This window comes from Pseudoalteromonas sp. SG44-8 (assembly GCF_014164125.1).
GTDB classification, from domain to species: domain Bacteria; phylum Pseudomonadota; class Gammaproteobacteria; order Enterobacterales; family Alteromonadaceae; genus Pseudoalteromonas; species Pseudoalteromonas rhizosphaerae.
Genome location: NZ_JACJEQ010000026.1, coordinates 1 through 26,122 on the forward strand (window position 1 = coordinate 1; position 26,122 = coordinate 26,122).

General features: G+C 39.7%; 24 protein-coding genes. 13 read left to right on the top strand and 11 right to left on the bottom strand.

Going from position 1 to position 26,122, the window contains the following annotated elements; all coding sequences use genetic code 11:
• Positions 1 to 126: 126 nt before the first annotated feature.
• The gene (locus H5163_RS16565) at positions 127 to 1,296 is read right to left on the bottom strand and encodes an FAD-dependent oxidoreductase (RefSeq protein ID WP_182735560.1); all 1,170 of its coding nucleotides are present in this window, start codon (positions 1,294 to 1,296) and stop codon (positions 127 to 129) included.
• A gap of 253 nt (positions 1,297 to 1,549) precedes the next feature.
• Here H5163_RS16565 and miaB point away from each other — a divergent pair, with 253 nt between their 5' ends.
• From miaB to H5163_RS16595, 6 genes are all read left to right on the top strand, one after another.
• Positions 1,550 to 2,995: a tRNA (N6-isopentenyl adenosine(37)-C2)-methylthiotransferase MiaB gene (gene miaB / locus H5163_RS16570; RefSeq protein WP_145240625.1), complete on the top strand. Its 1,446-nt coding sequence runs from the start codon at positions 1,550 to 1,552 to the stop codon at positions 2,993 to 2,995.
• A gap of 50 nt (positions 2,996 to 3,045) precedes the next feature.
• Positions 3,046 to 4,107 (top strand): PhoH family protein, encoded by a 1,062-nt coding sequence (locus H5163_RS16575; RefSeq protein WP_145240623.1) that lies wholly within the window; start codon positions 3,046 to 3,048, stop codon positions 4,105 to 4,107.
• 4 nt (positions 4,108 to 4,111) lie between these two features.
• A complete protein-coding gene (gene ybeY / locus H5163_RS16580) occupies positions 4,112 to 4,570 on the top strand; it encodes an rRNA maturation RNase YbeY (protein WP_145240621.1) in 459 nt (152 codons plus the stop codon).
• 22 nt (positions 4,571 to 4,592) lie between these two features.
• Complete coding sequence (gene corC / locus H5163_RS16585; RefSeq protein WP_149980717.1) at positions 4,593 to 5,474, top strand: CNNM family magnesium/cobalt transport protein CorC; 882 nt, start codon at positions 4,593 to 4,595, stop codon at positions 5,472 to 5,474.
• On the top strand, positions 5,455 to 7,035 hold the full coding sequence (lnt, locus tag H5163_RS16590) for an apolipoprotein N-acyltransferase (RefSeq protein ID WP_145240604.1): 1,581 nt from the start codon (positions 5,455 to 5,457) through the stop codon (positions 7,033 to 7,035). The genes corC and lnt overlap by 20 nt, the downstream gene beginning before the upstream one ends.
• Before the next feature lie 81 nt (positions 7,036 to 7,116).
• Positions 7,117 to 8,343, top strand: a complete 1,227-nt coding sequence (locus H5163_RS16595; RefSeq protein ID WP_182735561.1) for a hypothetical protein — start codon at positions 7,117 to 7,119, stop codon at positions 8,341 to 8,343.
• A gap of 85 nt (positions 8,344 to 8,428) precedes the next feature.
• Here the strand turns inward: H5163_RS16595 and H5163_RS16600 are convergent, their stop codons facing one another.
• Both H5163_RS16600 and H5163_RS16605 read right to left on the bottom strand, forming a co-directional pair.
• Positions 8,429 to 9,415, bottom strand: coding sequence for an RDD family protein (locus H5163_RS16600; RefSeq protein WP_182735562.1), 987 nt, complete (start codon positions 9,413 to 9,415; stop codon positions 8,429 to 8,431).
• A 67-nt stretch (positions 9,416 to 9,482) separates the two neighbouring features.
• Positions 9,483 to 10,199, bottom strand: coding sequence for an enoyl-CoA hydratase/isomerase family protein (locus H5163_RS16605; protein WP_145240598.1), 717 nt, complete (start codon positions 10,197 to 10,199; stop codon positions 9,483 to 9,485).
• 227 nt (positions 10,200 to 10,426) lie between these two features.
• Here H5163_RS16605 and H5163_RS16610 point away from each other — a divergent pair, with 227 nt between their 5' ends.
• The 4 genes from H5163_RS16610 (at position 10,427) to H5163_RS16625 (ending at position 13,214) form a co-directional block, all read left to right on the top strand.
• The gene (locus H5163_RS16610; RefSeq protein ID WP_145240596.1) at positions 10,427 to 11,011 is read left to right on the top strand and encodes a hypothetical protein; all 585 of its coding nucleotides are present in this window, start codon (positions 10,427 to 10,429) and stop codon (positions 11,009 to 11,011) included.
• Between the two features lie 26 nt (positions 11,012 to 11,037).
• On the top strand, positions 11,038 to 11,781 hold the full coding sequence (locus H5163_RS16615) for a hypothetical protein (protein WP_259397362.1): 744 nt from the start codon (positions 11,038 to 11,040) through the stop codon (positions 11,779 to 11,781).
• Positions 11,778 to 12,449 (top strand): hypothetical protein, encoded by a 672-nt coding sequence (locus tag H5163_RS16620; RefSeq protein WP_182735563.1) that lies wholly within the window; start codon positions 11,778 to 11,780, stop codon positions 12,447 to 12,449. Before H5163_RS16615 ends, H5163_RS16620 begins: the two co-directional genes overlap by 4 nt.
• Positions 12,450 to 12,560: 111 nt before the next feature.
• On the top strand, positions 12,561 to 13,214 hold the full coding sequence (locus tag H5163_RS16625) for an NAD-dependent epimerase/dehydratase family protein (protein ID WP_182735564.1): 654 nt from the start codon (positions 12,561 to 12,563) through the stop codon (positions 13,212 to 13,214).
• Positions 13,215 to 13,346: 132 nt separating this feature from the next.
• On the opposite strand, the gene H5163_RS16630 is transcribed toward H5163_RS16625, so the two are convergent.
• Positions 13,347 to 16,529, bottom strand: a complete 3,183-nt coding sequence (locus H5163_RS16630) for a PDZ domain-containing protein (RefSeq protein WP_404936317.1) — start codon at positions 16,527 to 16,529, stop codon at positions 13,347 to 13,349.
• A gap of 234 nt (positions 16,530 to 16,763) precedes the next feature.
• Positions 16,764 to 17,486 (bottom strand): hypothetical protein, encoded by a 723-nt coding sequence (locus H5163_RS16635; RefSeq protein ID WP_182735566.1) that lies wholly within the window; start codon positions 17,484 to 17,486, stop codon positions 16,764 to 16,766.
• 87 nt (positions 17,487 to 17,573) lie between these two features.
• Here H5163_RS16635 and H5163_RS16640 point away from each other — a divergent pair, with 87 nt between their 5' ends.
• Positions 17,574 to 18,086, top strand: coding sequence for a CIA30 family protein (locus H5163_RS16640; RefSeq protein ID WP_182735567.1), 513 nt, complete (start codon positions 17,574 to 17,576; stop codon positions 18,084 to 18,086).
• Between the two features lie 34 nt (positions 18,087 to 18,120).
• Here the strand turns inward: H5163_RS16640 and H5163_RS16645 are convergent, their stop codons facing one another.
• The 3 genes from H5163_RS16645 to H5163_RS16655 all read right to left on the bottom strand — a co-directional run bounded on the left by H5163_RS16645 (position 18,121) and on the right by H5163_RS16655 (position 20,793).
• Positions 18,121 to 18,648: a hypothetical protein gene (locus H5163_RS16645; protein WP_182735568.1), complete on the bottom strand. Its 528-nt coding sequence runs from the start codon at positions 18,646 to 18,648 to the stop codon at positions 18,121 to 18,123.
• A gap of 224 nt (positions 18,649 to 18,872) precedes the next feature.
• Entirely contained in the window at positions 18,873 to 20,369 is a 1,497-nt protein-coding gene (locus H5163_RS16650) for a carotenoid oxygenase family protein (RefSeq protein WP_182735569.1), read from the bottom strand.
• A gap of 10 nt (positions 20,370 to 20,379) precedes the next feature.
• Positions 20,380 to 20,793, bottom strand: coding sequence for a DUF2141 domain-containing protein (locus tag H5163_RS16655; RefSeq protein ID WP_145240580.1), 414 nt, complete (start codon positions 20,791 to 20,793; stop codon positions 20,380 to 20,382).
• Positions 20,794 to 21,060: 267 nt separating this feature from the next.
• On the opposite strand from H5163_RS16655, the gene H5163_RS16660 reads away from it, so the two are divergent.
• Together H5163_RS16660 and H5163_RS16665 are read left to right on the top strand one after the other, a co-directional pair.
• Entirely contained in the window at positions 21,061 to 22,224 is a 1,164-nt protein-coding gene (locus H5163_RS16660) for a sensor histidine kinase (RefSeq protein ID WP_182735570.1), read from the top strand.
• Positions 22,221 to 22,850: a response regulator transcription factor gene (locus H5163_RS16665; RefSeq protein ID WP_145240576.1), complete on the top strand. Its 630-nt coding sequence runs from the start codon at positions 22,221 to 22,223 to the stop codon at positions 22,848 to 22,850. The genes H5163_RS16660 and H5163_RS16665 overlap by 4 nt, the downstream gene beginning before the upstream one ends.
• 165 nt (positions 22,851 to 23,015) lie before the next feature.
• On the opposite strand, the gene H5163_RS16670 is transcribed toward H5163_RS16665, so the two are convergent.
• From H5163_RS16670 to H5163_RS16680, 3 genes are read right to left on the bottom strand one after another with little or no spacing between them, the layout of a single operon-like run.
• Positions 23,016 to 23,738 carry a DUF6445 family protein gene (locus tag H5163_RS16670; RefSeq protein WP_259399830.1) on the bottom strand — a complete coding sequence of 241 codons (723 nt, stop codon included), beginning with the start codon at positions 23,736 to 23,738 and terminating at the stop codon, positions 23,016 to 23,018.
• Positions 23,731 to 24,477, bottom strand: a complete 747-nt coding sequence (locus H5163_RS16675; protein WP_182735571.1) for a SapC family protein — start codon at positions 24,475 to 24,477, stop codon at positions 23,731 to 23,733. The genes H5163_RS16670 and H5163_RS16675 overlap by 8 nt, the downstream gene beginning before the upstream one ends.
• A 35-nt stretch (positions 24,478 to 24,512) precedes the next feature.
• Positions 24,513 to 26,069 (bottom strand): tryptophan halogenase family protein, encoded by a 1,557-nt coding sequence (locus H5163_RS16680; RefSeq protein ID WP_182735572.1) that lies wholly within the window; start codon positions 26,067 to 26,069, stop codon positions 24,513 to 24,515.
• Positions 26,070 to 26,122 lie beyond the last annotated feature (53 nt).

The window sequence follows — 26,122 nt, forward strand, 5'->3', positions numbered from 1 at the left end:
CTTTTATCAAAAAATTATATGAGTGAGCTTTCGCCCACCCTAGCCATTCTATTAATACCAATTACATTAAATTAGTTAGCTATTTAATTCGCTATGATAATCATATTTTTAATAAAATGAGAATTCTTAACTGATTTCACCGCTAATCGCATATTTTAATACCCAATGCTTTACCGGTCCGGTTTTATTTGCCATTTTCAAAAACTGACTGCGTGCCCACTGCAATGGAGTTAGTTGATTAGAAAAACCAAAATAACAAGCGTCCATCATACTCATCATTAACAAATTTGCTTTGCGTCTAGTTTGCTCATATTGTTTAAGATATTGTGCAGCACCTATATCGTCTGCATTTTTTAATATATCAGCAAGTGCTACGACATCTTGAAAACCTAAGTTAACCCCTTGCCCAGCGAGCGGATTAATCGTATGCGCTGCATCACCAACCAACACGATACGGCCATCTGAATAGCTGTTGGCATGTTGGCGGGCTAACGGAAAAACAGCATGCTCTATGATATCAAAGTCCCCAGCTAAGGGCGGGAAATGTGCAAGCAGTTGCTGTTTTAATTCGCTTGCTGAGAGTTGCTGCCATTGCTTTAACTGCTTTGCATCGTGGTAACAAATTAAATTGGCGTATGGCGCCTGCATAGGTAAAAAAGCTACCGGACCTGTGGGCTTAAACTGCTGCCATGTTTTTACTTGTTGCGCAGCGTCTAGTTTTATTAATACTCCCATACAATGCTGGCCATATTGCCAACCCGTAACACCAATACCTGCCTGTTGACGTAATAACGATTGCCCACCATCTGCAGCAACAACTAAATCAGCTGTATATTGCTGCTCACCATAATGCAATGTCACTTGCTGTTCGCTTTGCTCAATTGCGGACAATGATTGAGGTGTTTCAATCACTTCGATATTGTGCTGTGCAAACTGTTGCCAGATACTCGCTTGAATTAAATTATTTTCAATTAAGTGGCCTAAATGAGTGGTATTAATATCGTGACAATCAAACAAAAGGTTATCGCCCGTTCGTTCAAACGCTTCGAGCTGTTGATATGGGGCATGTCGATGCACTCGTAAAATAGGCATAGCGCCTAAGTCATCTAATAAGTTTTCTGAAAAACGATTGATAGCAGATACACGAATATCAACTTTTTCACTTGCCAATACAGCATCAGCATCAATTATCTGCTGCTCAATCACTGTTACTTGGCATCCTTGTTTAGCGAGTTTAACTGCTGTGGCTGCACCAACCATGCCGCCGCCAACAACAATAACCTTGTTTTTCATCATTTTTAGTCACTAATTTGGTTATTTTCAGTGCGCTTGATTGTATCGTACTTCTGTTTACAAGTGCGAGTGAGTTTCATCTTAATCAACCATAAAACGCACTTTGTTTGACTTCAATTCACAAACATAAAAACTATACTTGGATCTAGACGGGTATCCAGCTAAAATACGCGTCCTTTAAGTAAGCGAAAGTGCCGCTTATCCTGTTTAGCGCACAACCGTGCCACTACCGAATTGAAAACGAGGCTATATTTCAATGAGTAAAAAGCTGCATATTAAAACCTGGGGTTGTCAGATGAATGAATACGACTCTCAGAAAATGGCTGATCTTCTCGATGCAACCAACGGCTACCAGTTAACTGATGAAGCTGGGGATGCAGATGTTATCCTACTCAATACCTGTTCAATTCGCGAAAAAGCGCAGGAAAAAGTATTCCATCAACTAGGCCGTTGGAAATTACTCAAAGATGACAAACCCGATCTGATCATCGGTGTTGGTGGCTGTGTTGCGTCACAAGAGGGCGATTCAATTCGCCAACGCGCACCATTTGTTGACGTTATTTTTGGCCCTCAAACATTGCACCGTTTACCTGAAATGATCAAACAAGTGCAAGGTAACAAAGGCAGCTCTGTGGTTGATATTTCATTCCCAGAGATTGAAAAGTTTGACCGTTTACCAGAGCCAAAAGCAGACGGTCCTTCTGCATTTGTATCTATTATGGAAGGGTGCTCTAAATACTGTACCTTCTGCGTAGTACCTTACACGCGCGGTGAAGAAGTCAGCCGCCCGCTTGATGATGTATTATTAGAAATTGCTCAACTTGCAGAGCAAAATGTTCGTGAAGTAAACCTACTAGGTCAAAACGTAAATGCTTATCGCGGCGAAACTCACGATGGTGAAATTTGTTACTTCTCAGATTTAATTCGTTATGTTGCAGCTATCGACGGGATTGACCGTATTCGCTACACCACGTCGCACCCGGTAGAGTTTACACCAGACATCATTGACGCTTATGCCGACGTACCTGAATTAGTCGATCACTTACATTTACCTGTACAAAGCGGTTCGGATCGTATTCTTAATTTAATGAAACGTGGTCACACTGCTATTGAGTACAAATCAACGATTCGTAAATTACGTAAAATTCGCCCTAATTTAAGTATGTCGTCAGATTTTATCATTGGTTTCCCAGGTGAAAGCGCCGCTGACTTTGAAGCGACGATGAACCTTATCAATGATATTGGTTTTGATATGAGCTTTAGCTTTATCTACAGCGCACGCCCGGGTACGCCAGCGGCTGATTTGCCTGATGATGTCAGCGAGCAAGAAAAGAAAGAGCGTTTATACCTACTACAAAACCGTATTACTCAAATGGCGCAACAGATCAGTCGTCAAATGTTTGATACTGAACAACGCATCCTAGTTGAAGGTCCATCCAAGAAAAATCCGATGGAGCTACGTGGCCGTACTGAAAACAACCGCGTAGTAAACTTTATCGGCCCACACACAGTGATCGGTCAGTTTGTTGATGTACGTATAACTGAGGCACTGCCAAACTCTTTACGCGGTGACTTAATTCGTACAGAATCCCAAATGAACTTACGCCGTGCGGTTGCTCCTGCTGATATTTTAAGTAAAGCAGCACAACCAGAGCCGCAAGCCACCCCTGATGAATTAGGTGTTGCAACTTTCGTTCCTTAGGCGAAACTTACTGTGCCAGCCTCGCTGGCACATCAAAACAGGAAGCAATTTTGAGTAATCAATTAAAAAAATTAGAGATTTATTTAGAACCCTCCGACAACAAACGTCTTTCATCTTTATGTGGCCCGTTTGACGAAAACATCAAACACATTGAACGCCGCTTAGGTGTTGAAATTACTCATCGCGATAACTATTTTAAAATCACCGGTAAAACCACCAGCGCGTTTGCAGCGATGGAAATCCTCAAAGACTTATATGTCGAAACTCAGCCAGTACGCGGTGTTATTACTGAAATTGAAGCAAATACCGTACATTTAGCCATTAGTGAGTCAAATGCATTAGAGCAAGATGAGCTAAACGAATATGGCAAAGAGGTGATGATCAAAACTCGTCGTGGCGTAATAAAACCACGTAACGACAATCAAGGTCATTATGTATCGAATATATTTCGTCACGATATCACCTTTGGTATAGGGCCTGCTGGCACAGGTAAAACCTACCTAGCTGTCGCCGCAGCAGTTGATGCTTTAGAGCGTCAAGAAATACGGCGTATTTTATTGACCCGCCCTGCTGTTGAAGCCGGTGAAAAACTGGGTTTTTTACCAGGTGATTTAAGTCAGAAAATCGACCCATACCTGCGCCCATTGTACGATGCCTTATTTGAAATGCTCGGCTTTGAAAAAGTCGAAAAGCTGATGGAACAAAATGTCATTGAAGTCGCTCCACTTGCCTTTATGCGTGGTCGCACACTTAACGATGCCTTTATTATTTTAGATGAAAGCCAAAATACCACGGTTGAACAAATGAAAATGTTCTTAACCCGAATTGGTTTTAATTCAAAAGCAGTGATCACTGGCGACATTACCCAAGTAGATTTACCCCGTGGTGCGCGCTCAGGGCTTCGTCACGCCATTGAAGTACTTAGCGATGTAGACGAAATAAGCTTTAACTTCTTCCAATCACAGGACGTGGTACGCCACCCTGTCGTGGCACGTATTGTTGAAGCCTACGAACGTAACGATGAAGCAGAACGACTCAAACGCGCCGAAAAACAACGTGCTAAAGACTTGCTCGCAAACCAAGAGCAAGCGCAACCTTCGACTAAAGAGTGATGCCGTGAACACTGAACTTGATTTACAAATAGCCTGCGAGTTTGATAACTTGCCTAGTCTTGAGCAGTTTGCGCTGTGGGCTAATAAAGTGCTTAGTCAATACCGTGATGAATCAGAGCTGAGTATTGTTATTGCTGATGAAGAGCAAAGCCAACAACTCAATAATGACTACCGTGGTAAAGATAAACCAACCAATGTGTTGTCGTTTGAATTTGAAGCGCCAGCAGGTATAGAGCTACCTTTGGTGGGTGATTTAGTTATTTGCCCAGCCATAGTGTTAGCTGAATCAATAGAGCAAGAAAAGTCATTTCATGACCACTTTGCCCATATGGTGATCCACGGATGCTTGCATTTACTTGGATTTGACCATATAAAGGATGAAGATGCGACAGAAATGGAAAGCATTGAAAAGCAATTGCTTGCCGAATTAGGCATAGCAGACCCATATCGGGACGATATTTAAATTTACGGAGCAAGTAGACGCAATGAGCGACGATAACTCGCAGACTAGCCAGGGTTCTTCTGGCAAGACCTGGTTGGGTAGAATTACCCAAATGTTGCAAGGGGAACCCCAGAATAGAGAAGAGCTGGCTGAAGTAATTGCCGATGCGCAAGTTCGGGATGTCATTGATCCTGAAACCAAAGAGATGATCGAAGGTGTGCTCGGTGTGTCAGAGTTAAAAGTGCGAGATATTATGATCCCGCGCTCACAAATGATCACGCTCGAAGTGGAAGCGCCACTAGAAGAACTCATTCCAATGATGGTCGATTCAACGCATTCACGTTTTCCAGTGGTGTGTGAAGATAAAGACCACATTGAAGGCATTTTACTAGCAAAAGATCTATTACCACTGATCCTCAATAAAGATGATCTACTGCCATCATTACGTGATTATTTACGCCCAGCCGTTGTTGTGCCTGAAAGTAAGCGTGTTGATACGCTACTTAATGAGTTTCGCCAACAGCGTTACCATATGGCGTTAGTAATTGATGAATACGGCGGTGTATCTGGTTTAGTAACCATAGAAGATATTCTTGAGCTCATCGTCGGTGAAATTGAAGATGAACACGACGAAGAAGAGCAACTAGATATTCGTCAACTTGCAAAGCATGTGTTTGTTGTTCAAGCACTTACTCCTGTTGATGATTTTAACGAATATTTTAAAACTGGCTACAGCACGCAAGACGCTGATACCATCGGTGGTACTGTTTTACACGCCTTTGGGCATATGCCTGGCCGTGGTGAAATAATTGATATAGATGGCTTACAATTTAAAGTAACCAATGCCGATAATCGTCGATTATTGCAATTACAGGTTACAGTGCCAAAGGCTGATGATAACGACAGTGAAGACACTTCTGACTAACTGCCTGCATTTAGCAAAAGATAAAAAAGCATGGCTCGCACTGGTTGCGGGCCTCTTTTTAACCTTGTGTTATGCCCCTTTTGAGATTTGGCCCCTCACGTTCGCCTGTTTAGCATTAGCGATATACAGTACCCACACACATAATTCTGGGCAGCAATATGGCAAACTAGCCAGTAAACGCGCCGCCAAATATGGTTTTATATTTGGCCTCGGTTGGTTTGGCGCAGGTATCAGTTGGGTGCATGTCTCCATTGCCACCTTCGGCGGTATGCCACTGGTAGCCTCAGTGTTACTGATGGTGCTGTTATGTGCTTATTTAGCTATCTACCCGGCTTTAGCCTTTATGTTTGCCACACGCTTTGCCAGCGGCCCTAGTAGCTACGGTTTATTATTACTCTCAGGCTTTGCTGTCACCGAATACTTACGCGGTGTGGTACTCACCGGCTTCCCTTGGCTAAGCTTTGGTTATACTCAAACCGATAGCCCACTTAACTTTTTAGCGCCGCTGATCGGTGAATTTGGCTTAACGTTAGTGTGCATAGCCATCGCATTTGCACTCTATAGGCTTATTATTGCAAAAGACTTTAAACTAACGATAGCAACCGCAGCTATCATCGCTGTTATCAGCGGTATGGGTGTTGTTAGCCGCAGCAATCAATACAGCGAAACAACCATTAGTGCTTTATTAGTGCAAGGTAATATCAAACAAAGCCTGCGTTTTGAGCCTAGTGAGTTTTGGACCACTATGAGTAAATATCAAGACATGACTCGCCCCCACTGGGATGCAGACTTGATCGTCTGGCCCGAGGCAGCTATTCCTGAAATTGAAGCCCTCGCCGACAGCTTTTTGGCCGGCCTCGATAGCGCAGCGTCATTTAACAACACCGCACTTATCACCGGTATTGTTGATTACCAACTCGACACCAAAACTATTTTTAACACCCTTATTGTACTTGGCAATAAAGAGCACAGCGACGAGCACGGTCATTATCAATACTTAGGTAAAAATCGTTATCAAAAACATCAATTACTACCCATTGGTGAGTTTGTGCCATTCGAAGATATATTGCGCCCAATCGCGCCATTATTTGACCTACCCATGTCATCGTTCACTCGCGGCGACCAAGTTCAAAATAACTTACGTGCTAATGGCTTAAATATATTACCGGCCATTTGCTACGAAATCGCTTTTGCTGATTTAGTGCGTGGTAATTACCACAATGATTCGGATATTTTATTTACTGTAAGTAACGATGCCTGGTTTGGTGCCTCCCACGGTCCCCACCAGCACATGCAAATAGCCCGTATGCGTGCCCTTGAATTACAACGCCCGCTTATTCGTGTGACCAACAATGGCATCAGCGGCGTATACGACCCAATCAGTCAAATTCAAGTCCGCATGCCACAATTTAAAGCCGACACACTTAAAGTTAATATCAAGCTAATCCAAGGCGACAGCATCTATAGTCAATACGGTAACTTGCCTGTGTGGTTATTTATTTTTAGCATTACAATCGCAGCATTAATCGTAAAATTTAAATATAAAGATAATCACCGTTAAATATATTCACTAAAAAGTAATCACACAATTGATATATTTCATCTACATCAATTGTCGTAAACATAATAACAAGGAAGTTGTATGTTGTTAATTAACACCCAATGCAAACAATCAATTACACAGCACATGGTCAGAATCAGGCATTTTATTCTGTTCGTATTGATGCTTATTATCCCCTCCTTGGGTTTAGCCGCTCAATATGAAGTCAGTTCAAAGAATGAGTTACAAGCTCAATATCAGTTATTACTAGAGTTAAAAGCTGAAAATGCTGTTTCAGAGAATGTGTATACTGAAAAATCTACTTTTTTACATCAACAAGCGCAAACGAACTTTCATTTTGACTTAGACAGTGGAACATACACCTCCGACATACCGATTGGTAATGCCCATCAAATTAGCAAACAACTTTCACCAATATCTGACACCGAGCAGCGTATTGATAGTTTCACCACCGCGCTATATGCTATTTCAGCTTTGTTATTATTGGCCTTAATTGGCAAAGTGATGTCACATTTCCCACCATTACTCAACGAACTTTTGATTTACGGCGCGTCTATTTTTTCACTCATTTTTTTACATTACGAATATTGGTTACTGGTTGCAGGATTCTCTTTAGGCAGCGTTATTAGCTATTCAGTGCTAAGTCGTATTAGTGACGATAAAGAAGAAGCTAAATGGGTAGGATGGCCCTTAGCAATTACATTTGCTGCGCTAACCTTAATATTTGATAACAGCATATTTGGGTTTTGCAGTGTATTAGCTTTGTTATCAACTTTTGGTTTTATGATATTAGTTGCTCCAGGCAGAGTAACCGTCGGCAGCCAAGATGAACGCGTTGCACAATCTGTTTATTTAACTGCGCTTAGTTTTACGTTAACTCTATTAGCTTGGTTAGTATTTTATACCGATTGGTTCGCGCCTTTACTCGAACTAAGGCAGCCTCTACAATCTTTTGAACTTGGTATGCTCACGTTACTGCCACTTGCTTATTTTTCGGGGATCTCCCAACTTAGCTTTTTCTTATTAAAAGAAAAACCTTGGCTACGCTTTAGCGCTGAGCTTATCGGTTTAATTAGTGAAATAGCAGTGGTCACAATTGCGCTGTTATATAAACTTGATACCATGTTTTGGATAGGCGCATTATTTTTGATGTGGAACTTTCTGGACAAGTTTTATCGTCTGATTTATAAACATGTTAGTTATGTTTCAGCGTGTACACTATTCGCGCTGTTTTTTGCCGGTATTAGCGCACTCATAAAATCAAATATCGATGTTATTATGCCTTATTTAGAGTTTTTAGGACTGTGAACCTCCCTAAATGCCCTATTTTTCATAAATAGGGCATGCTCTGTATATTAATCCTTTCTATAAAACTTGCTTAGAGTCTAACTATCTATTTAACAATCGCTTTAACTGTCTCTTCATTTATTAGCTGATTTATACTGCCTTTAATAACCACAGTTGCTGATATTTTATCTTGAATGGCTTGGCGGTTCGGATCCCAATAAACTTGTAAAAAACCTAGTAACCCAGTTGCAAACCCTGCGCCGTAGCCGCCGTATCGGCCAAACGCATCCCATAAACTTAAATCTTCGCCACTAAGTGCGACAACTCGGATATTGCATACTTTTTTACCCGGTGTTTGGCCACGCCAAAGCAGCGAAAATAATGTAAAATATACAGCAGCCCAACCAAAGCCAAGACCTAAATCTTGAATGATTCCTTTGCCCCACTGTAAAATACTATTCACAGGTGCAGCTTTAACCGGTGCGTCTTCAGGTGTAGCAGTCTGCTCATCAGCTTCAACCATTACTTTCAATAATAATCGGGCAACCTGATCGTTATCAAATTCATCTATTTCAGCCAATTGTGGCACTTGAGTAACTAAATTAGCAAGCGCATTGCTTTGACAAGTCTGATCGCAATTTTGACTTGGTGCTGTTTGCATTAAATAAGTATTTATCTGTTGTTTTTCCTCTGCATTTAATGGTGTTTCGCGTTTAATTCTTATCCCTTGAATCGCGGTATCCTCCTCAAAAAAATCGATTGCGATTGAAAGCACTGAGAGTGAACTTATAAATAATATACTAGTAGCTATTATTTTTAATACTCTTCGCCAAACAGTCGACATTGTTGGTAAGTATTTTTGCGCTGTGCCTTTATAAAAAGCCATTGCAGCTACAAATGCGATTACAGCAGCACTGATCTTAGCCGCGAGAAAAATTAGCGCTACATCGATTACCATCGCGAGCGCGCGGCGAGTCGGTGAAGCAAGTGGTAGTCCCAATAACGCTTGATCTATTTTAAATGCATAAGGCGTAATAACTTCCTTAGTTTCAGCAGCTGTTAATGCTAATTGTTCTATTTGTTTCGCTTTCATTTACGCCTTTATCCTTAAAATTAAATAAGCATCTTTATTTAGATTGTTATTGAGAGCAGCTTATAGCTCAAACCATCAAGGCTAGATTATCTATAAATGGTTTATTTTCTTCATCTATCACACGAATTATTTCTTTGTGTAAACGTTTTTTGTGCTCAGCAAAAATGGCGCGCTTTTTATCAAATGCAGCGGCAAACGCCATTGCGTCCGCTAATAGGCTATCTTGGTCTGTTGAGGCTTTTTCTATAACGTGATCAATTGCAAGCTCTGATCCAGAAACGCGACGCCCTGTCAGTTTCATTTCGTTAAAGCGATAGTAAGGGATCGCTTTTTTCACAAAGGCGATCATGCCAGGTAAAAATGGGATTGATAAATCCACTTCAGGGAAGCAAAAAAAGCCGCGATCGCCGCGCATAAATCTAAAGTCACACGCGCACGCTAAAATTGCACCGTTACCAAAAGCATGACCATTAATGGCAGCGATCACTGGCATAGGAAAAAGCAGTAAGGTTTTAAATACATCGTCCATGTCGTACATAAAACCACGTATTTCATCGGCCTTTTTTGCTTGCATAGCAGGTAACAACCAATCAGTATCAATGCCTAAACTCCAACACTTATCATCATTTGAGGTGATGACTAGCGCTTTGTGGTTTTGGTTTTCAACAACCTCTGCTAACGCTTGTTTTAGTTGATGTGCAAAATGTGGATTTTGGCGGTTTTCGCCGTTTGTTAAGGTTAACACCGCAACGTTATGTTGAGTGGTTAAGGAGATAATACTCATAAAGTCCCTCTTCAATTTTATAGTTTTTTAAAAAGATTATTGCTCGTTTAAACGCAGACCGATGTTTAGTTTATCTGTTTAATTACAAACCATTGAGCCTGTAATAAACCAGTTTAAATTCATCACCTTTCATTTCATTTACATTGTGTCACATATTAGCAATTTATATATTTCAGTCTTATTGCATATTAGATACTATCTATATACTAATAATAATTAAAATACTTATGAAAAAGTTAACAATTGTATTGCTCTTACTTCTATTGTTATCAGGCTGCGCGAATTCGGCTAAAAATGATCTCGCAATATTAAAGAATCACACGGTATGTTGTATTAACTTAAACGATATTACATTCGTAGCGCAACAAACAAAGCAGTTTATTCATTTTGATTTGAAAAAGCAGCCTGTAAGACTTTTTGGCGATGCGAAAAGTCCATTTATTGCAATTGAAAAACCTAGCGATAGTCGTTTTGCCCAAGTTTTTAGCTACGCTAATGGCGTATTTATTCAAAATGCAACGCTTGTCTATCCTCAGTTATTGCTTTTGGATAAGTCAAAACAGATTATTCAACACCTCAAACCCTATGAAGCATGGCAAAATGGTTTACCAACAATCTTAGGTTTGGACGGTAAGCTGTACTACAAAACACAGTTTACTCTGCCAAGCGAGGCAAAATACCTAATTTTTTATACTGATAGCGGTTTGAATAATAAAAAAACTACGATCAACTGGCGTTCGCAAGTTGGAGGTAGCGAATATAGATACCTGACCCTCACCTCGTTCGCTAAAATCGGAATCAAATTACTTTAACTTAACACTCATTTTCAGGAATTATTATGAGATATATTTATACTATTTTTATCCTTATAACATTAAGTGGGTGTAACTCTTCACCCAATTACATGAATACTGCACAACTAAAATCAAACCATCAGATACTTGGGCTTGGTGGTTTTTATGTTGAAGAAGAGCTCAGTTATTTTGAACAACAGTTGGCAGATCATTATAAAACACCTATAAAAAAAGCACTTGAAGATCGCGGATTTCAAGTAGTCGATGCCAGCGAGGTTTATGATCTTTATTATCAGTTATTAGACAATGCTGATAATTTGTACGACCCTCTTACAGGTCAGGAAAATGAAAACCTACGTAATGAAATCTGGAAAAAAGCGCTTGCTAAAACAAAAGCTAAATTAGGTATAAGTGCGTTTGTATTTGCGGGCGTAGATACTGTTAGAGCAGAATTTACTAACAGTATTCTATTAGGACATGTGGCAAAATGGTATGGTCAGGAAGAGTCTTACCTTGAAGGCGGCGCTGATGGTGGAGATATATTTGTATCGTTATTTCAGAACGAAGAAGGTTATGTTCCTGGGAGCCGACTATATATCCGTATTAGAGATGAACACGATACACTGTTAACAACAGGTTCTGGGGGTATTGAATTAGTTGCACAATTTAACAGCGATGAAGAAATTATTGTTAAAGATGCTGATAAATTATTTAAAGATCCTACAAAATTAGACAACGCGTTACAATTTGCACTAAAGACAATTGACACTTGGAAAACAAAAAAATGATGAAGCTTTTTTTAATCATCATGACTTTACTAAATTTAGTCGGGTGTAAACTGATTCAATATAATAGCGATCCTGAAGTGAGGATTAGTGCAATCACATTAGTCAACGCACCTACCCATAGCGATCTTGCCTATATATGGTTGCCAACCTCCAATACCGGTAGCAAAGTATTATACCGAGAAGCATTTGACAATAACGTGGTCAACTTCTCAAAAAAATATAATTTAACTAACCTAAATCCGCAGGCACAAAGATTTTTTGATAGTTTTATTATGAAACAAGGCGGTGCTTTCAACACAAAAACAGGTAAACTTAACTTAGAACTAATACAAACAGCAATGCAATACACGTTTAATAACGTTAAAAGCGCATATCCAAATATTAATACTCTGTTAGTTATTCAGCCGCAAGAAACCTCAATAAAAGTTATTGATGGCACTGCTAATTGGAATGGTGTTGAGCAACATATCGTAACAATACCTCAAAAGTCAGTCGAATTTAGGCCGGTAATAAGCCTTGCCGTACAGTACTACATTCCTGATGGCAAAAATTATGACTTTGAAATTGGTCTAGATCTTCATGCCCCAGATTTAACCGATGACAGTAAATATGAACAAGTGATAAAACATATTTTATCCCCTATCGTCTTGTTAAAAAAAGAAGTCTAATAGTTATCAGTCTAATAGTAAGCTATAACTTTAGCCACTATTAGACTTTTGATAAGTGATATTATAATCACCCCCAGTTCTCACAAATAAAATTAATACTTGAGGATACTTATGCTTAATAAAGTCGCTATTGTTGTCGGTGCAACTGGCTTAGTGGGCAGTCACTTAGTTGAAGAATTAATTGTGGCAACTCATATCAGTAAAGTTATCACCCTAACGCGTCGCCCTATTAGTTATAACAGTGACAAAGTCGTTAATCATGTAGTGGACTTTAACCATTTAGATCAACACGCTGCGCTTTTTAAAGCGGATATATTATTTTCATGTTTAGGCACGACAAAAAAAGCAGCTGGCTCTATAGCCGCTCAGCGTAAGGTTGATTTTTATTATCAGTTAAAAGTCGCTGAACTTGCTGCAAAACACGAAGTACACCATTACTTGCTAGTATCCTCCAGTGGTGCAAATGCCAATAGTGGTAACGCATATTTACAAATGAAAGGTGAACTTGAAAATACTGTCAAAGAACTGCCATTTAAACGCATTAGTATTATTCAGCCATCGTTATTACTTGGCGAGCGTAATAACGAATTTCGTATTGGTGAAAAGCTTGGCAGTGTATTGTTACCAATTTTATGTATGCTGCCTGGTTTAAGAAAGTATCGCCCTATCACGGGCAAACAAGTTGCCATAAAAATGTGTAGTATCAGTAAACAATCAGGTGATGGTGTTGAATATTTTAGATTAGATGAACTATTTAACAGTTAAAATTCAGTACGTATCTTATACGTTCCTTTTCACCATAAATGGCGACCGACAAATTTAAATACGAACTTCAGCGCAAAAAGCTATAAAAAAGCCAGCAAATGCTGGCTCAGTTTTTAATACCTATTAACCTTACTACTTACCAAACTCTGTTGGAGCTGGCGGCACAATCAAGGGTTTTTTCGGGTTTGCCTTAAGCTCTTTTAACAGCTCTTTTACGGCACGCTCAATCGACGGATCTTGCCCAGCTTGAATAAGCTCTGGACGGTCAATCACTTCGATATCTGGGCTTACGCCTTCATTTTCGATGATCCAGTTACCGTCATTGTCGAGTATTCTAAAGGTGGCAGCAATAACTGAACCACCATCCACAAGCCCTGGGTTACCAGAGATACCTATTAACCCACCCCAAGTGCGAGTGCCAATTAGTTTACCTAAACCTGCTTGGCGGAAGTAATACGGTAGTGCGTCACCACCTGAACTGGAGTAGCCGTTGATCAGCATGGCTTTTGGTCCATCATGGGCAAACTGTGGTGTTTTCGTTGGCTCAACGCCACGACGCTTCCAGTAGTTAAGCGGTTTACGTGCCAGCCAAGTGATCATATGCTCTGGGATAAAACCACCGCCATTGTAGCGATCATCTATGATCATTGCTTCTTTGCTAGTTTGCGGTAAAAAGTTTTTAAATAACGAACGATTACCTTCGTAATGTGTGTTTGGCAAATGTACATAACCAATACGACCGTCGGATAGTTTATTTACATATTCAGCACGGCTATGCGTCCATTGTAAATAACGTAAGCCGGTTTCACTTGCGATTGGTTTAACTGTTACCTTCCAACTTTTTTTCAGGCTCGGGGATTTACTAAGCAATAACTCAACCGATTTACCTTGGGTGTTTTCAAGTAATTCATAAAAGTTAACCACATCTTTTACTGAACGACCATTTACCTCAACAATATAGTCACCAACGCTTGCTTTAACGCCCGGCTCGTTGAGTGGTGAGCGGAAGTTCTCGTGCCAGTTTTCGCCTTTAAAGATATTTTCGATTTTTACAAAACCGGATTTATGCGCGCTAATTTCTACGCCTAATAAACCATGCTGTAAACGTGTTGCAGTTGGCATATCGCCAGAGTTGACATAAATATGCCCGGAGTTAATCTCGCCGGCAATTTCGCTTAGCACATAGTCAAGGTCGGCGCGATGTGCGATTGCATCAGCCATTGGTTGGTAGCGTTTTAAAATAGCATCCCAATCTTGGCCGTGGTGATTTTCATCGTAGAACCAATCACGTAATGTCCGCCAGCCTTCACGATACATTTGCGCCCACTCTATTTGCGGGTCAATTTTTAGTATCATATTTTGCAAGTCTAACTGGGTGGCTTTTAAATCTTGCTCAGCGGCTGGCTTAATTACACTGTAATTATCACCTGAGCGAGCAATGATATGCTGCGCATTCGCTGATATTTTATAGCTATTAACCCCCTTCGCTACGGTGGCAATTTCGCCATCGACGGCAATAGGTATTAATTTTAGCTCACCCGCAGAGAGTGTTAATACGCCATCTTTTACAGCAGTTAAAGCACTGTAATTTCCGGCCAGAGCATTTAGAGCGACAACGCGATCCATAAAACCATCACTTTCAATATAAGTGCTTAACGGTTTAGCTGACTTGTCATCGTCTTTATCCGCTTTCGAGTCAACAATACTTATTTCATCAGTCAGTGGCGTATTCAGCGGTTTGATTTTGCTATTGACAGCAACAGCATAAATTCGCGTGGCATTATTAAACATGTAGTCAAATTCATAACTACTAAAAGTTAAGTTAAAGTCGCGCTCTGAAGTAAAATACAATTGCTGACCATCAGGAGAAAACGCCGGATTTCGTTCACTGCTCATATCGTCGGTCAGACGTGTAACTTGTTTATCTTTTAAATTATAATGCCATAATGAGGCATAACGATTTTCGTTATTTTTAACAAATACAACATCTTCACTATTAGGTGACCAAATATACGTAGTTAAGCCGTCTTCTTCATACTTGGCGGTATCAATTTTATGCTGCTTGCCGGTTTTTATATCAAGCCACCATAAGGTGTGATTTAGATCTGCAAACAATAGCTTTTTATTGTCCGGAGACCAAACAGGGTCAAAACGCCAAATAGTGCCATTAGTTGTCAGTTGTTTAACCTTGTTGTTATTAGCTCGGTCTTGGATATAAATTTCGTACTCACCACTTTCATCACTCATATACGCAATATATCGGCCATTTGGTGACCACGAAGCGGCAATTTCACGCCCTTTAGGCGTATAGCTTAAATTGCGTGTTGGGCCATTTTTAACGGGTACTGAAAACAGCTCTCCACGGGCACTAAAAACCACGCGCTTACCATCATGGGATACATCCATCGAATCAATAAAACCAGCCACATTTTTGCTATAAGGCATGGTATATTCACGATTTCCCTGTACGTTAATAGTCAGCTTTTCTTCACGCTGCGTTGCATCGTCAAAACGGTATAAATAACCACCATTCTCATACACTATGGCATCAGGGCCTGCCGATGGCCAAAGCACATCAAAATCCGTGTGATTGGTCACTTTTACTGGTGCTTTGCCGTCTTGATGCTTATATAAGTTTAAGGTGTATGCTCTGTCTGACACATAATAAATATTGTCATGCACCCAAGTAGGCTGCTGATCTGTGGCTCTATCGGTAGTTAACTGCGTAGACTTGTTGTGCTCTAAATCATAGATCCATACATCTTGTGCGCGGCCCCCTCGCGTGCGCTTCCAGGTACGAAACTCGCGATCAATTGGTGTATATACGTATTGCTTACCATCAGGCGATAACATGCCGCCACCCGTTTCAGGTATAGCCAATGGCTGCTCTAAGCCACCATCGGCAGGGACCATGTAAGGACGTCCCACACGCTTACCATAAGGTGTACGGTTTGCTCGAAACACTATATGTTTACCATCAGGCGTCCAATCAAGGACACGATAATCATAGCCACCACGAGGCGGCATCACACCAACATCGTTATAGTAAGTCAGCTGCTTTAGATCACTGCCATCGCGATTCATTACATATATTTGGCGGCTACCATTGTACTGTGCTGAAAAAGCGATTCTTTTCCCATCTTGAGAAAACTTAGGGAATGTTTCAAAACCAATGTGATCTGTTAAGCGCGTGCTTTTACCCGTTTTGATATTTGCTATATAAATATCACCGGCATAAACAAAAGTAACCGACTCTTTATGAATATCAGGGAAACGCAATAATCGCGTATCTTGAGTATCATAAGCCGCGGCCATGGGTGAGAATGTAGGCGCAACCGCAATCGCTATTGCGGTTAAAAAAGTACGTAATTTCAACTTAACCATCCTTATGTTGTTATTTTATATCATCATAACAACATAAAAATGGATTGCAGCTTTGTTCGGCGAATAACTGTAACAGAGTGTAAATAACCTGAACAATATTTATAATCAGTGTCTTAGTAATTCTCTTAATCAGAGGTCAGGTTAAATAATACTCATGAGTAATAGTTATAGTCCTCCGACTTTAGGTAGCTGCCTTTTATCAATCACTTTAAAAGTAGTTAAATCAACAAGCATTGAAAACACTTCAGCATTGTCTATAAACAACATAAACAAATTGCCTTGCTCATTAACAGCGCGCTCAAGAATGCGGTCGAAGCCTGTGAGAACCTCGCTATAACCACTGCCATCAATTTTACTTAACGCAAAAATGCTTTTATCTTCGTTGCTTAAAAGGCCGTCGTTATTTGTATCGTTTTTAATAACATGATAGGCAATACCCGCCGCTTTTGACTGCGAATCAAATTCAGATAAATACAATGGAGAAATATCAGTAATCAACTGATCTGTCGTATCAAAAAGCCAATTTGCATAGTTTGTTTTACCATTGATAAACATCACATTTTTTGAGCGTGTTGGCTTGTATTTCGAAGAGAACATTGCACGGACCTCCGATTCAGCTTGAATGCTTGCTTCAACCGTTAACTTTTCAGACTCTAGCTCTATATAATAAAAGTCCGTTTCTCCTACTCTTCGCGGGTAGCCCAAACGCCACTTTTCTTCTTCGTTTTTGTCATCGGCTAAATTTAATGCCGGTGGCTCAACGTCGTTATCATTAAATACTGTTGTAACAAGTTTGACTGAAATTAACGCAGTAGCAATTAAAACCCCGACTAATAAAATAATTCCATTTAAGTTCCATACCCATTTAAAAAATTTATCTGAATTCATGCTTTCCCTACTTTAAAAAAAGTGATCAATTTATCTGAACATACGTATTATTGAGCTTATCTATAACACAAAGCTTTGCGATAAAAAATGAAAACAAACCCTACAACTAGTTTGCTCTTACTATCAGGTTCCGGCGATTTAACTCTGCACTGGCAAATAGTTAATGACTCAGTAATGGGCGGTTTATCGACCAGCCAAGCTTATGAGAAGGACAATAGCTTAATTTTTACAGGCAACGTTTCTCTTGAAAATAATGGAGGCTTTGCTTCAATACGCACAACAATAAACACTAATAAAGAAAACGCCAATCTCATATCTTTACGGTTCAAAGGAGATGGTAAAACGTATCAACTTCGCTTAAGAACGAGTCAGTACCTAGACGGACCAGCGTATACAACCTCATTTGAAACGATAAAAGATCAATGGCAAGTCGTTACATTCTCACCAACTGACTTTAGTCTCACTTACCGTGGTAAAACCTTAGAGCAGCAACCAGAGTTAACGTTCAAAGATGTACAACAATTGGGCCTTATGATCGCCAAAAAGCAGCAAGGTAATTTTAAACTTGAATTAGCGCATATTAACTTTGAGCATAAATAGCGTAAATTAAGCGGCTATATTGGAAATATTAAAATTATTTTTTAAAATCATATTCTTCGTTATCTCGCTTTTTAAGCTCTGTGATAACCATTTCTATCATCTGTTTCTTTATTTCTGCGTGGTTGGACTTTAGCTCATTAAGTTGCTGAACTGATATATCAATTTGCTCTTGCTGTTGAGAATCTCGGTATTTTTTCGCACCAGTATGCTCAGGATCTATTTTTAAATTTTGCGCTTCGGTATTTTTTTCCAGCTGTATAAAGTTGCTATTGTGGCTTTCAAGCTTGAGATTTCGCTGAATTGGATCTTGTTTTAATTTATTAATTTGTTCTTGTAGCACGATGATCTTTTGAGCGAAATCTTCATACACTTTTTGTAAATTGTTATACTGTTCAGCAAAATTCACATCATCTTCGCTATACTCTTGCGCTTTAGCATCTAAAAACTCAGACAAAATATATTCAGGCTGTTCTGTTTGCGCTGCTTGTTCTTCAAGTCGTTTGTCGTATTTACTTTGAAACCCATGAGCTTCAGGAATAGTAATAACAGGTAAGATCTTCATATTTCATCCTTAAAATTATCCTGGTAATAATATCGGCACAAAATAATAAGACTTTAGCTTTCTTTTGCAAAAACATTACCCTTGGTTATTACCCAAAGGCTAGGAAGCTACTAATGGTTAAGCACCTAAGCGCCGGTATTAAACTCACTGGCAAAGGAGTTTTACCGTTAGATTCCAAGCAACAATTAAACACACTTGCTTTGCAAACTGTAAATTAGCTTTTGCTATACTATTGCTCCATGAAAACCCAGCGGTAAATGATAGGGTAATTGCATTGAAGCCAACGGCCCTTGACCTATTTTCTCCGCATCAAAAACAGCAACACCACTTTTAGCCGATCCATAATCCAACCACGTATTAATGATATAACCTTGCCCTTCTCTATTACTATTTGTTTTGGCTATAAATAAAGGCTCTTCAACATGGGCTGTATCACCAAAACTATAACTTTGACTTTGGCCTGATTGCGTGTTCAATCTTGTGATTGCATTAAACTCTTTATGTGGATTATTTTTGCTTATTCCTACGCCATACTGCAAAGCCGATGACTTAGCAGCGAAACGCTTATCAAATTGCAAAAATTCCATATATGGTTCAGCCCAGTTAATCGATACCTTGTTAGTAACAAGATTAAGCCTAAGCTGCGCTGCTTTAGCTGGTTCATGCGCAATACGATTTTGGTGATTGTCTATATTAGCCATTACATCAGTCATTACAGTTGCATCTGGATACAGACATAAGTTAACAACTAGTTCATTATTTTGTTGCCAACTATTTCCAAAATGAAAAACAAATCCAGCTTCAAGCTCCATCTGGTTAACTACTTGCAAACTATGCTTATCAACCACTAATACCCGACTGCCTAATTGTTTTTGCCATTTAAATCGTTCTATATAAGTTTCTCCCAGTTGCTGTAACATGGGCGGCAAATAAAATATTAAATACTGCTCTGTCACTGCAAAATCATGAATATAACTATGATGTGGCAGTGGTAAAAGTTTATAGCGTTTTATGCCTCCTTGCGCCGTCAGTTGATACACTACAATGCAAGGTTTACCTGTAAAAGAAATATCACCAAAGTTCCAAATCGTACCATCGCTATCAGCATGAGGATGAGCTGAAAAAGGAACCCCATTTAATTCAGACCCAAAATCAACCTGTCCTTTGGTTGCGAGTGTTTCTTGATCAAGGCGATACGGCGTACCCGCTTCCCACATAGCCCAAAGCTCACCGGCCATTGGTAACAATGCCGTATTTGCAGTATTGAATACTTGGGTATTTTTTGCCGGTTTTGCATTAGTAATTATTGAGCCTGCACCATTATATAAAAACCTTCCTGCTTTACTCTCTTCGACAAACTTCTGTGTTTGTGTAAATTTTCCTTGATGAGTGACACCGTGCTGTGAAAATTTAAATTGATTAACAAACCCATCGCCATCAAACCAATGGCTGTAACGCTGCCCTGCCCGCTCTTGCATACCCGGGCCATTGCGGAAAAATGTTATACCTTGTAACTGAACGGGTAGCTCACCTTGCCAAGGTTCAAAATGTGGATCAATATTATCCGTTACCCCTTGCCAACCTAAAAAAGAAGACTGTATAGCAGAAGAATGACTTGGCTGTGGCTTTGCATTTGCTCCAAATACCGCAGGGCATTGGCTAGCGATGATTGCGCATGTGCTTAAGTATGTTGATTTTTTTAAAAATTCACGACGTAACATAGCAATATCCTTAATCAATCGAAATTTGAATAGTGTGATCAACATCACCGACAGCAAAGCGTAATTTGTCAAAACTTGGCGGCCCCATTAAACGAGGATTATTACTAAAACCATATGGCTCATTAGGAATACCAATCATATTACGATTGAGCTTTTGATTATTATCTAAATCTTGGTAAGCCAAAATGGCGTAATCACCGGCGCTTAAATCGCTAAATGTTACTGTAGTCTGTAACTTAGTCACGGCCCCTTTATATGCTAGCGTGGCTTTATTTGACTCCATAGCAGAGACTGAGTCATAAAGCACCACATATATATCACCTTCAAGCTGTGTGATCCCCGCAATATCGACCGTTAATTCGGCAGCTTGTGCAGCTAAGCTACTGATTGCAAATGCACTGGTAAAAACTAATTTTTTAAACATAACAAGCTCTTTCTAATGTGGCTTAACACCTATTGCTAAGCTGATGTAGCTACTGTAGAAAAGTCCCACATATAATACAGGTGCCAAAAGTCATGTTTTTTGAAATTAGTTTGTTTATGTCTTAGTATTAAGCAAATTTATTAACATCGCGTTTAAAAACCCGCATACTGTTTTATTGATTTAAATTAATGAGTCATTGCTGTTTTATTGCTATTTAAAGACAAGCTAACGTAAACTAAAGCACTTTGTTTTTTTGCTGGAAGCGAAATGCAGTCGCCCTCTTTATTGACACTAAAAAAACCTATTAACTGGCAACTAACATTAGCGGGCTTACTAGGCTGCGCCACAGTTATGGCGCTTACTTTAGTAACTAGTCAAGCCACATCGCTATTAAGCAGTTTTCTCGCTTATATGCTGTATATACTAAGCTTTTTAGTGATTACACTGACAAATGGTGTAAACCAAAATCCTCGCAGTTTAAGCTGTTTTATATTTTTACAAATACTGGCAACTTTAATATTAGGCTGGATATTACACACCCCATTAATTTATATTTTATTGGTGATTATAGCAGGGCAACTGCCTTTCATTTTTAGATCGAGATACGCTTTAGTCCCGATGGTTGCTGCTCATAGCTCACTTGTGCTGGTGCTCTTTTTTAGTAAAGAAAATGCTATTTCTCTGTGGCATGAATTAACACTAAGTAGTGTCTACTTGGCTTTTGAGATTTTTTCGTTTGCCGCCAGTAAAGTTGCCGTCAAAGAAGCTGCAACAAATAAAGCATTAACACTGATGAATGCACACCTTGCTTCTACACGAAGTTTACTAACCGATAGTATTCGTCATGGTGAGCGCCTTGAGATCAGTCGTGACCTGCATGATATTTGTGGCCATCAACTTACCGCATTAATTTTAAATTTAGAGTTTGCCGCACAGCAAACAGCCAACTCAAAAGATGACTCTTCTCATGCTACATTGATCCAATCACGCGACTTAGCAAAAGCATTACTGAGTGAGATCCGCAACATGGTTCGCAGTATTCGTACCGACGGTGATATTGATATAAAAACAGCACTCAATGAAATTGCAGATCGGTTACCTGGTTACAATTTTGCTGTTAACATCGACAATGCGCTGCAGATCCATTCCCATAAGCAAGCCGAATGTATATTAAGAGTGTGTCAAGAAGCAATTACCAATGCGATTAAGCATAGCCAATTTAAACACATTGAAGTGCGACTATCACAGACCAACAAAATGTTAGCCTTAGATATTATTAATCAGCAATCCCAACAAAGTGATTTGAATTTCGGCTGTGGTTTAAACTCAATCAAAGAGCGGGTAAGTGAATATCAAGGCTGTATGGAAATCAAGCAAACGCCACAGCGTTTTTGCTTACATGTCACCCTCCCCCTTAAGGACACATTATGATCAGACTAGCCATTGTCGACGACCAAGCACTGATCCGCGAGGGGATCGCCAATTTACTCTCTTTAGCGGACGAATTTACCGTCTGTTGGCAACTCGACTCAGGCATCAAAGTATGCGAGCAGCTATCCTCTGATCCCATTGATGTACTATTAATGGATATTAGGATGCCTGGCGTCAATGGTATCGAAGCACTAACCCAACTTCGCAAACAGCATTTTGATTGCAAGGTAATTATCTTAACAACTTTTGATGATCCGCAGTTATTTGTAGATGCAATGCAAGCAGGAGCTAATGGATTCTTACTCAAGGATGTCGACACCGAAAAGCTTCATCATGCAGTCCATCGTGTGTACAACGGACAAACCTTAGCAGAGCCAGTGTTATTAAATCAGCTAAATGCAGCACAGCTGTCGACCTTTGGGGATAATGAAATTGAACCGCTGAGTGAACGCGAAACTGATATTTTAAAACTGATCGCAGCTGGACTATCTAATAAAGAAATAGCTCAAGCCATTTTTTTAGCTGAAGGAACCGTTAAGAATCATGTATCAAGCTTACTGGCAAAGCTCAATACCCGCGATAGAACCCGCGCAGTACTTAAAGCATTGAGCGCGAAAATTATATGAATTATCTTACACAAGCTTTTTAAGTACATGTTTATTTTACAGTATTACCAATAAACAAACGATATAACTTATATTTCTACTTTAGATTAAACATCTACAAACTTAGCCATTCAATCAAAATACTAAATCTGCGCTCAGGTTACTTTAGCTTCCTAGCCTTTGTTATTACCCAAAGGCTAGGAAGCTACTAATGGTTAAACGGCCAGTTGATGGATTACTAGATAGTCCTAAATCAGGATTAATATTACCAGAATGCAAGGCATTACTTGGATATACAATAAGCCTATTCGGTTTCGCCTCTAGTGAGGCTATTTGCTCAAACAATGTTGTATCACTGGAAATATAACTAGGACGTTCGTGGAGCCTTTGAGCAATGGCTTGCTGTTTGATCATTGCACGATACGGTGCGAGTCGCTGCTGTGTTATACGTTCAAAGCCAGATGCTTTATGCCGATACAAGGACGTTCCACCATATGCTTTTGCACATAAAAAATGCACAGCAGCAAGCTGGTTAACACTAGGAGTATCAAAGTGAGGCAACATTTGAATGGGCCTTAATTTTGTTACCGGTGTTGTGGCAATTGAAAACGCAGAAAAAACCACTTTCATGTCATTGCTATCGATAAAATTGAACGACGATTTTAAGATAGGGAGTAACTCTTTAAGTTGCTCACTATAGTTAGCCGGTGATGGTTTGCGAACCCCTGGGTATAAATCTCCATTACATGCAGTAAATGCCGAGCTATGATTAACGTTTTTACAAGCACAGGCGATGAGTTCATTATAGTTTAAACTTAAATCATCAATCACTAAAACAGGTATGCGCTCATTACCAACAACTAAGCGTGTAACTTTCATTGCCGGGTTTAAAAAAGTAGCACTAGTCATGTACACTAACTAACTGCTGATTTTTACGTTCAATAAGTGGATACAGTTGACCCAATGAATTGATCATCGTGTAGATTGGTTTAAGCTGTTGTGCTTTATGTAAACGCCCTATTTGTTCAGGATCTAGTGCCGCTACTTTCTCTTCACTTACCGTATATAGACCGTTTAAACGTGAACTTTGCTTATTGCAAAAGGTAACGTCAAGGGAAAGAGGCTGCACTAAATTAAGTGCTAACAATGTGTCGATCAGTGCTTTATTTTCTATTTCGCCTTGCAATAAATACCCTAAGCATTGTTTCATTTTAACAAAATAATCACTATCTTCACCGCTGTCAGTAAATAATACCTGGATGTCATTGACGTTATTTTGCGCTGAGTCGCGAACTATCGATGGGCTGTCTAAGTTTATACAAACCGCATAATCTCCCGCTACTTCAGTTTGTATATCACCGACAAAAAATGGCTGCCTTTGTAACTGTAATGGTATGTAAACTCCTTGCCATTGACCGTCTTTCGAAAATAAATTTTCATGTTGCTCAAAACCTAATAATGCCGTTAAGGTAAATTCGCCTGTTTCACCACTCTTAGCAAGTACGATCGGATGTTGCACAGATACTTGGCTAAATTCAGCAACCACAACGGGAAGCATATTTTGCGTGGCACTGTGTTCTTGAGTTTTCGCGGTATCAATTTTTAAATGTTTGTGAGCACTGTAATTAATTGCAACTAAATTAGTCATATTGTTCTCTTTATTCTTTATATTTCACAGCACAATTAAATTGCACTAAGCCCATGCAGCTTAATTTTATCAAGTAACTCTCTGTTACTAGGTAATGTTGAAACTGCTTGCTGAATCATATGTTTATTTTTAGCAAATTGACTCTGTGCAAATGTTTTATCATTTAATAAGTGAGGTGAGTTGCTGTAATCACTTTTAAAGCCCATTCCATACAAGACATACTGATAGCTTGCAGCAGGAAACACTTCATTATTACTCGCAAAATCATAATCAGCAGGAGCGCGATATTGCCAAAGTTGCATTAAATCTTGCAAGCTTTGTGGGATCGTTTGTGGATCGCGATTATCTATCCAAAACGCATTATCGGTGCGCTTACTCAAAATATAGTGCAGCTTTAAAAAGTCGATTATTTTCCCCCAGCGGTAGAGAAATGTATCGTTAAAGCGTTTCGCTGTAATGTCCATCACCTCGCGAGTCGGTGGCAATTGCTCGCTAATCATTTGCGCTGACATCTCAACTAACACAAGAGCAGACGCTTCAAGTGGCTCTAAAAAGCCAGCAGACAATCCAACAGCAACACAATTATTTTGCCAAAAGTGACTGCGATGGCCACTTTCTATCGGAATTTTTCTGATTGTCAGTGAATCAATCTTATCGCCTATATAGTCGGCAAGTCTTGCCCTTGCTTGCGATTCAGTGCTGTGTTTGCTCGAATACACATAACCAACACCACGGCGATGTTGTAAACCTATGTCCCAGATCCAACCTGCTTCTTGCGCCGTCGAGATGGTATGTGAAGCGATTGGGCTACTGTCATTTTCATAGGGTACCTGTACTGCTAAAGCCGTATCTATGAATAAAACATCACGATAGGATTTGAACGGCACTTGATAATGACCTCCGAGCAATAACGATGAAAAACCACTGCAATCAACAAATAAATCGCCACTTATATTTCCGGCCTGCTTTGTTGTTAAACTACCTATATCACCATTTTCGATGCTGTTAACTTTAGTAACATCCGCTAAAATATGGGTTACACCTAAATTTTCGATGCAGTGTTTTTGTAAAAACACTGCAAATTTAGCTGAATCTAGATGATAAGCGTAATTGGCGACAGCGCCATATTCAGGCGTTCTGATCGTCTTTGGCGCAAGACCTTGCTCGCAAAGTGCTTCTTGAAAACATACCGCATTAGAAAACGATGATGATTGCTCGCTATCGTTTAACCAATATCCTGCCATATCTGTTTTAGTGAATCCTTGCGGTAAAACCAATGGATGATAATAATAATCATCTTCGCCACCATCCACCCATTGTGCAAACTTAGCACCTTGTTTAAAACTAGCGTCACACTCACGGATAAAGTCGGTTTCACTAATACCCAAAGCGATTAAAGTGCTGCGCATTGTTGGCCAAGTACCTTCACCAACTCCAATAATTGGTACGTTTGGCGATTCGACTAACGTGACCTTGACGCCAACGTCCGTATTACTCTTATGCTCTGCAGCCAATCGCCCCGCAGTTAACCAACCCGCAATACCACCACCCACGACAATCACTGTGTTTATGCTTTTTTCTTGTTGTTTCATTTTAATACTCGCGTGGATTACAATTAAAAGTGACTTTTAATCAATACATAAAA

Bases quoted from the DNA above. Each gene is read 5' to 3' on its own strand.
- H5163_RS16565 (WP_182735560.1), bottom strand. From the start codon at position 1,296: ATGATGAAAAACAAGGTTATTGTTGTTGGCGGCGGCATGGTTGGTGCA.
- miaB (WP_145240625.1), top strand. From the start codon at position 1,550: ATGAGTAAAAAGCTGCATATTAAAACCTGGGGTTGTCAGATGAATGAA.
- corC (WP_149980717.1), top strand. From the start codon at position 4,593: ATGAGCGACGATAACTCGCAGACTAGCCAGGGTTCTTCTGGCAAGACC.
- H5163_RS16595 (WP_182735561.1), top strand. From the start codon at position 7,117: ATGTTGTTAATTAACACCCAATGCAAACAATCAATTACACAGCACATG.
- H5163_RS16600 (WP_182735562.1), bottom strand. From the start codon at position 9,415: ATGAAAGCGAAACAAATAGAACAATTAGCATTAACAGCTGCTGAAACT.
- H5163_RS16605 (WP_145240598.1), bottom strand. From the start codon at position 10,199: ATGAGTATTATCTCCTTAACCACTCAACATAACGTTGCGGTGTTAACC.
- H5163_RS16610 (WP_145240596.1), top strand. From the start codon at position 10,427: ATGAAAAAGTTAACAATTGTATTGCTCTTACTTCTATTGTTATCAGGC.
- H5163_RS16615 (WP_259397362.1), top strand. From the start codon at position 11,038: ATGAGATATATTTATACTATTTTTATCCTTATAACATTAAGTGGGTGT.
- H5163_RS16620 (WP_182735563.1), top strand. From the start codon at position 11,778: ATGATGAAGCTTTTTTTAATCATCATGACTTTACTAAATTTAGTCGGG.
- H5163_RS16625 (WP_182735564.1), top strand. From the start codon at position 12,561: ATGCTTAATAAAGTCGCTATTGTTGTCGGTGCAACTGGCTTAGTGGGC.
- H5163_RS16630 (WP_404936317.1), bottom strand. From the start codon at position 16,529: ATGGCCGCGGCTTATGATACTCAAGATACGCGATTATTGCGTTTCCCT.
- H5163_RS16635 (WP_182735566.1), bottom strand. From the start codon at position 17,486: ATGAATTCAGATAAATTTTTTAAATGGGTATGGAACTTAAATGGAATT.
- H5163_RS16640 (WP_182735567.1), top strand. From the start codon at position 17,574: ATGAAAACAAACCCTACAACTAGTTTGCTCTTACTATCAGGTTCCGGC.
- H5163_RS16645 (WP_182735568.1), bottom strand. From the start codon at position 18,648: ATGAAGATCTTACCTGTTATTACTATTCCTGAAGCTCATGGGTTTCAA.
- H5163_RS16650 (WP_182735569.1), bottom strand. From the start codon at position 20,369: ATGTTACGTCGTGAATTTTTAAAAAAATCAACATACTTAAGCACATGC.
- H5163_RS16655 (WP_145240580.1), bottom strand. From the start codon at position 20,793: ATGTTTAAAAAATTAGTTTTTACCAGTGCATTTGCAATCAGTAGCTTA.
- H5163_RS16660 (WP_182735570.1), top strand. From the start codon at position 21,061: ATGCAGTCGCCCTCTTTATTGACACTAAAAAAACCTATTAACTGGCAA.
- H5163_RS16665 (WP_145240576.1), top strand. From the start codon at position 22,221: ATGATCAGACTAGCCATTGTCGACGACCAAGCACTGATCCGCGAGGGG.
- H5163_RS16670 (WP_259399830.1), bottom strand. From the start codon at position 23,738: ATGACTAGTGCTACTTTTTTAAACCCGGCAATGAAAGTTACACGCTTA.
- H5163_RS16675 (WP_182735571.1), bottom strand. From the start codon at position 24,477: ATGACTAATTTAGTTGCAATTAATTACAGTGCTCACAAACATTTAAAA.
- H5163_RS16680 (WP_182735572.1), bottom strand. From the start codon at position 26,069: ATGAAACAACAAGAAAAAAGCATAAACACAGTGATTGTCGTGGGTGGT.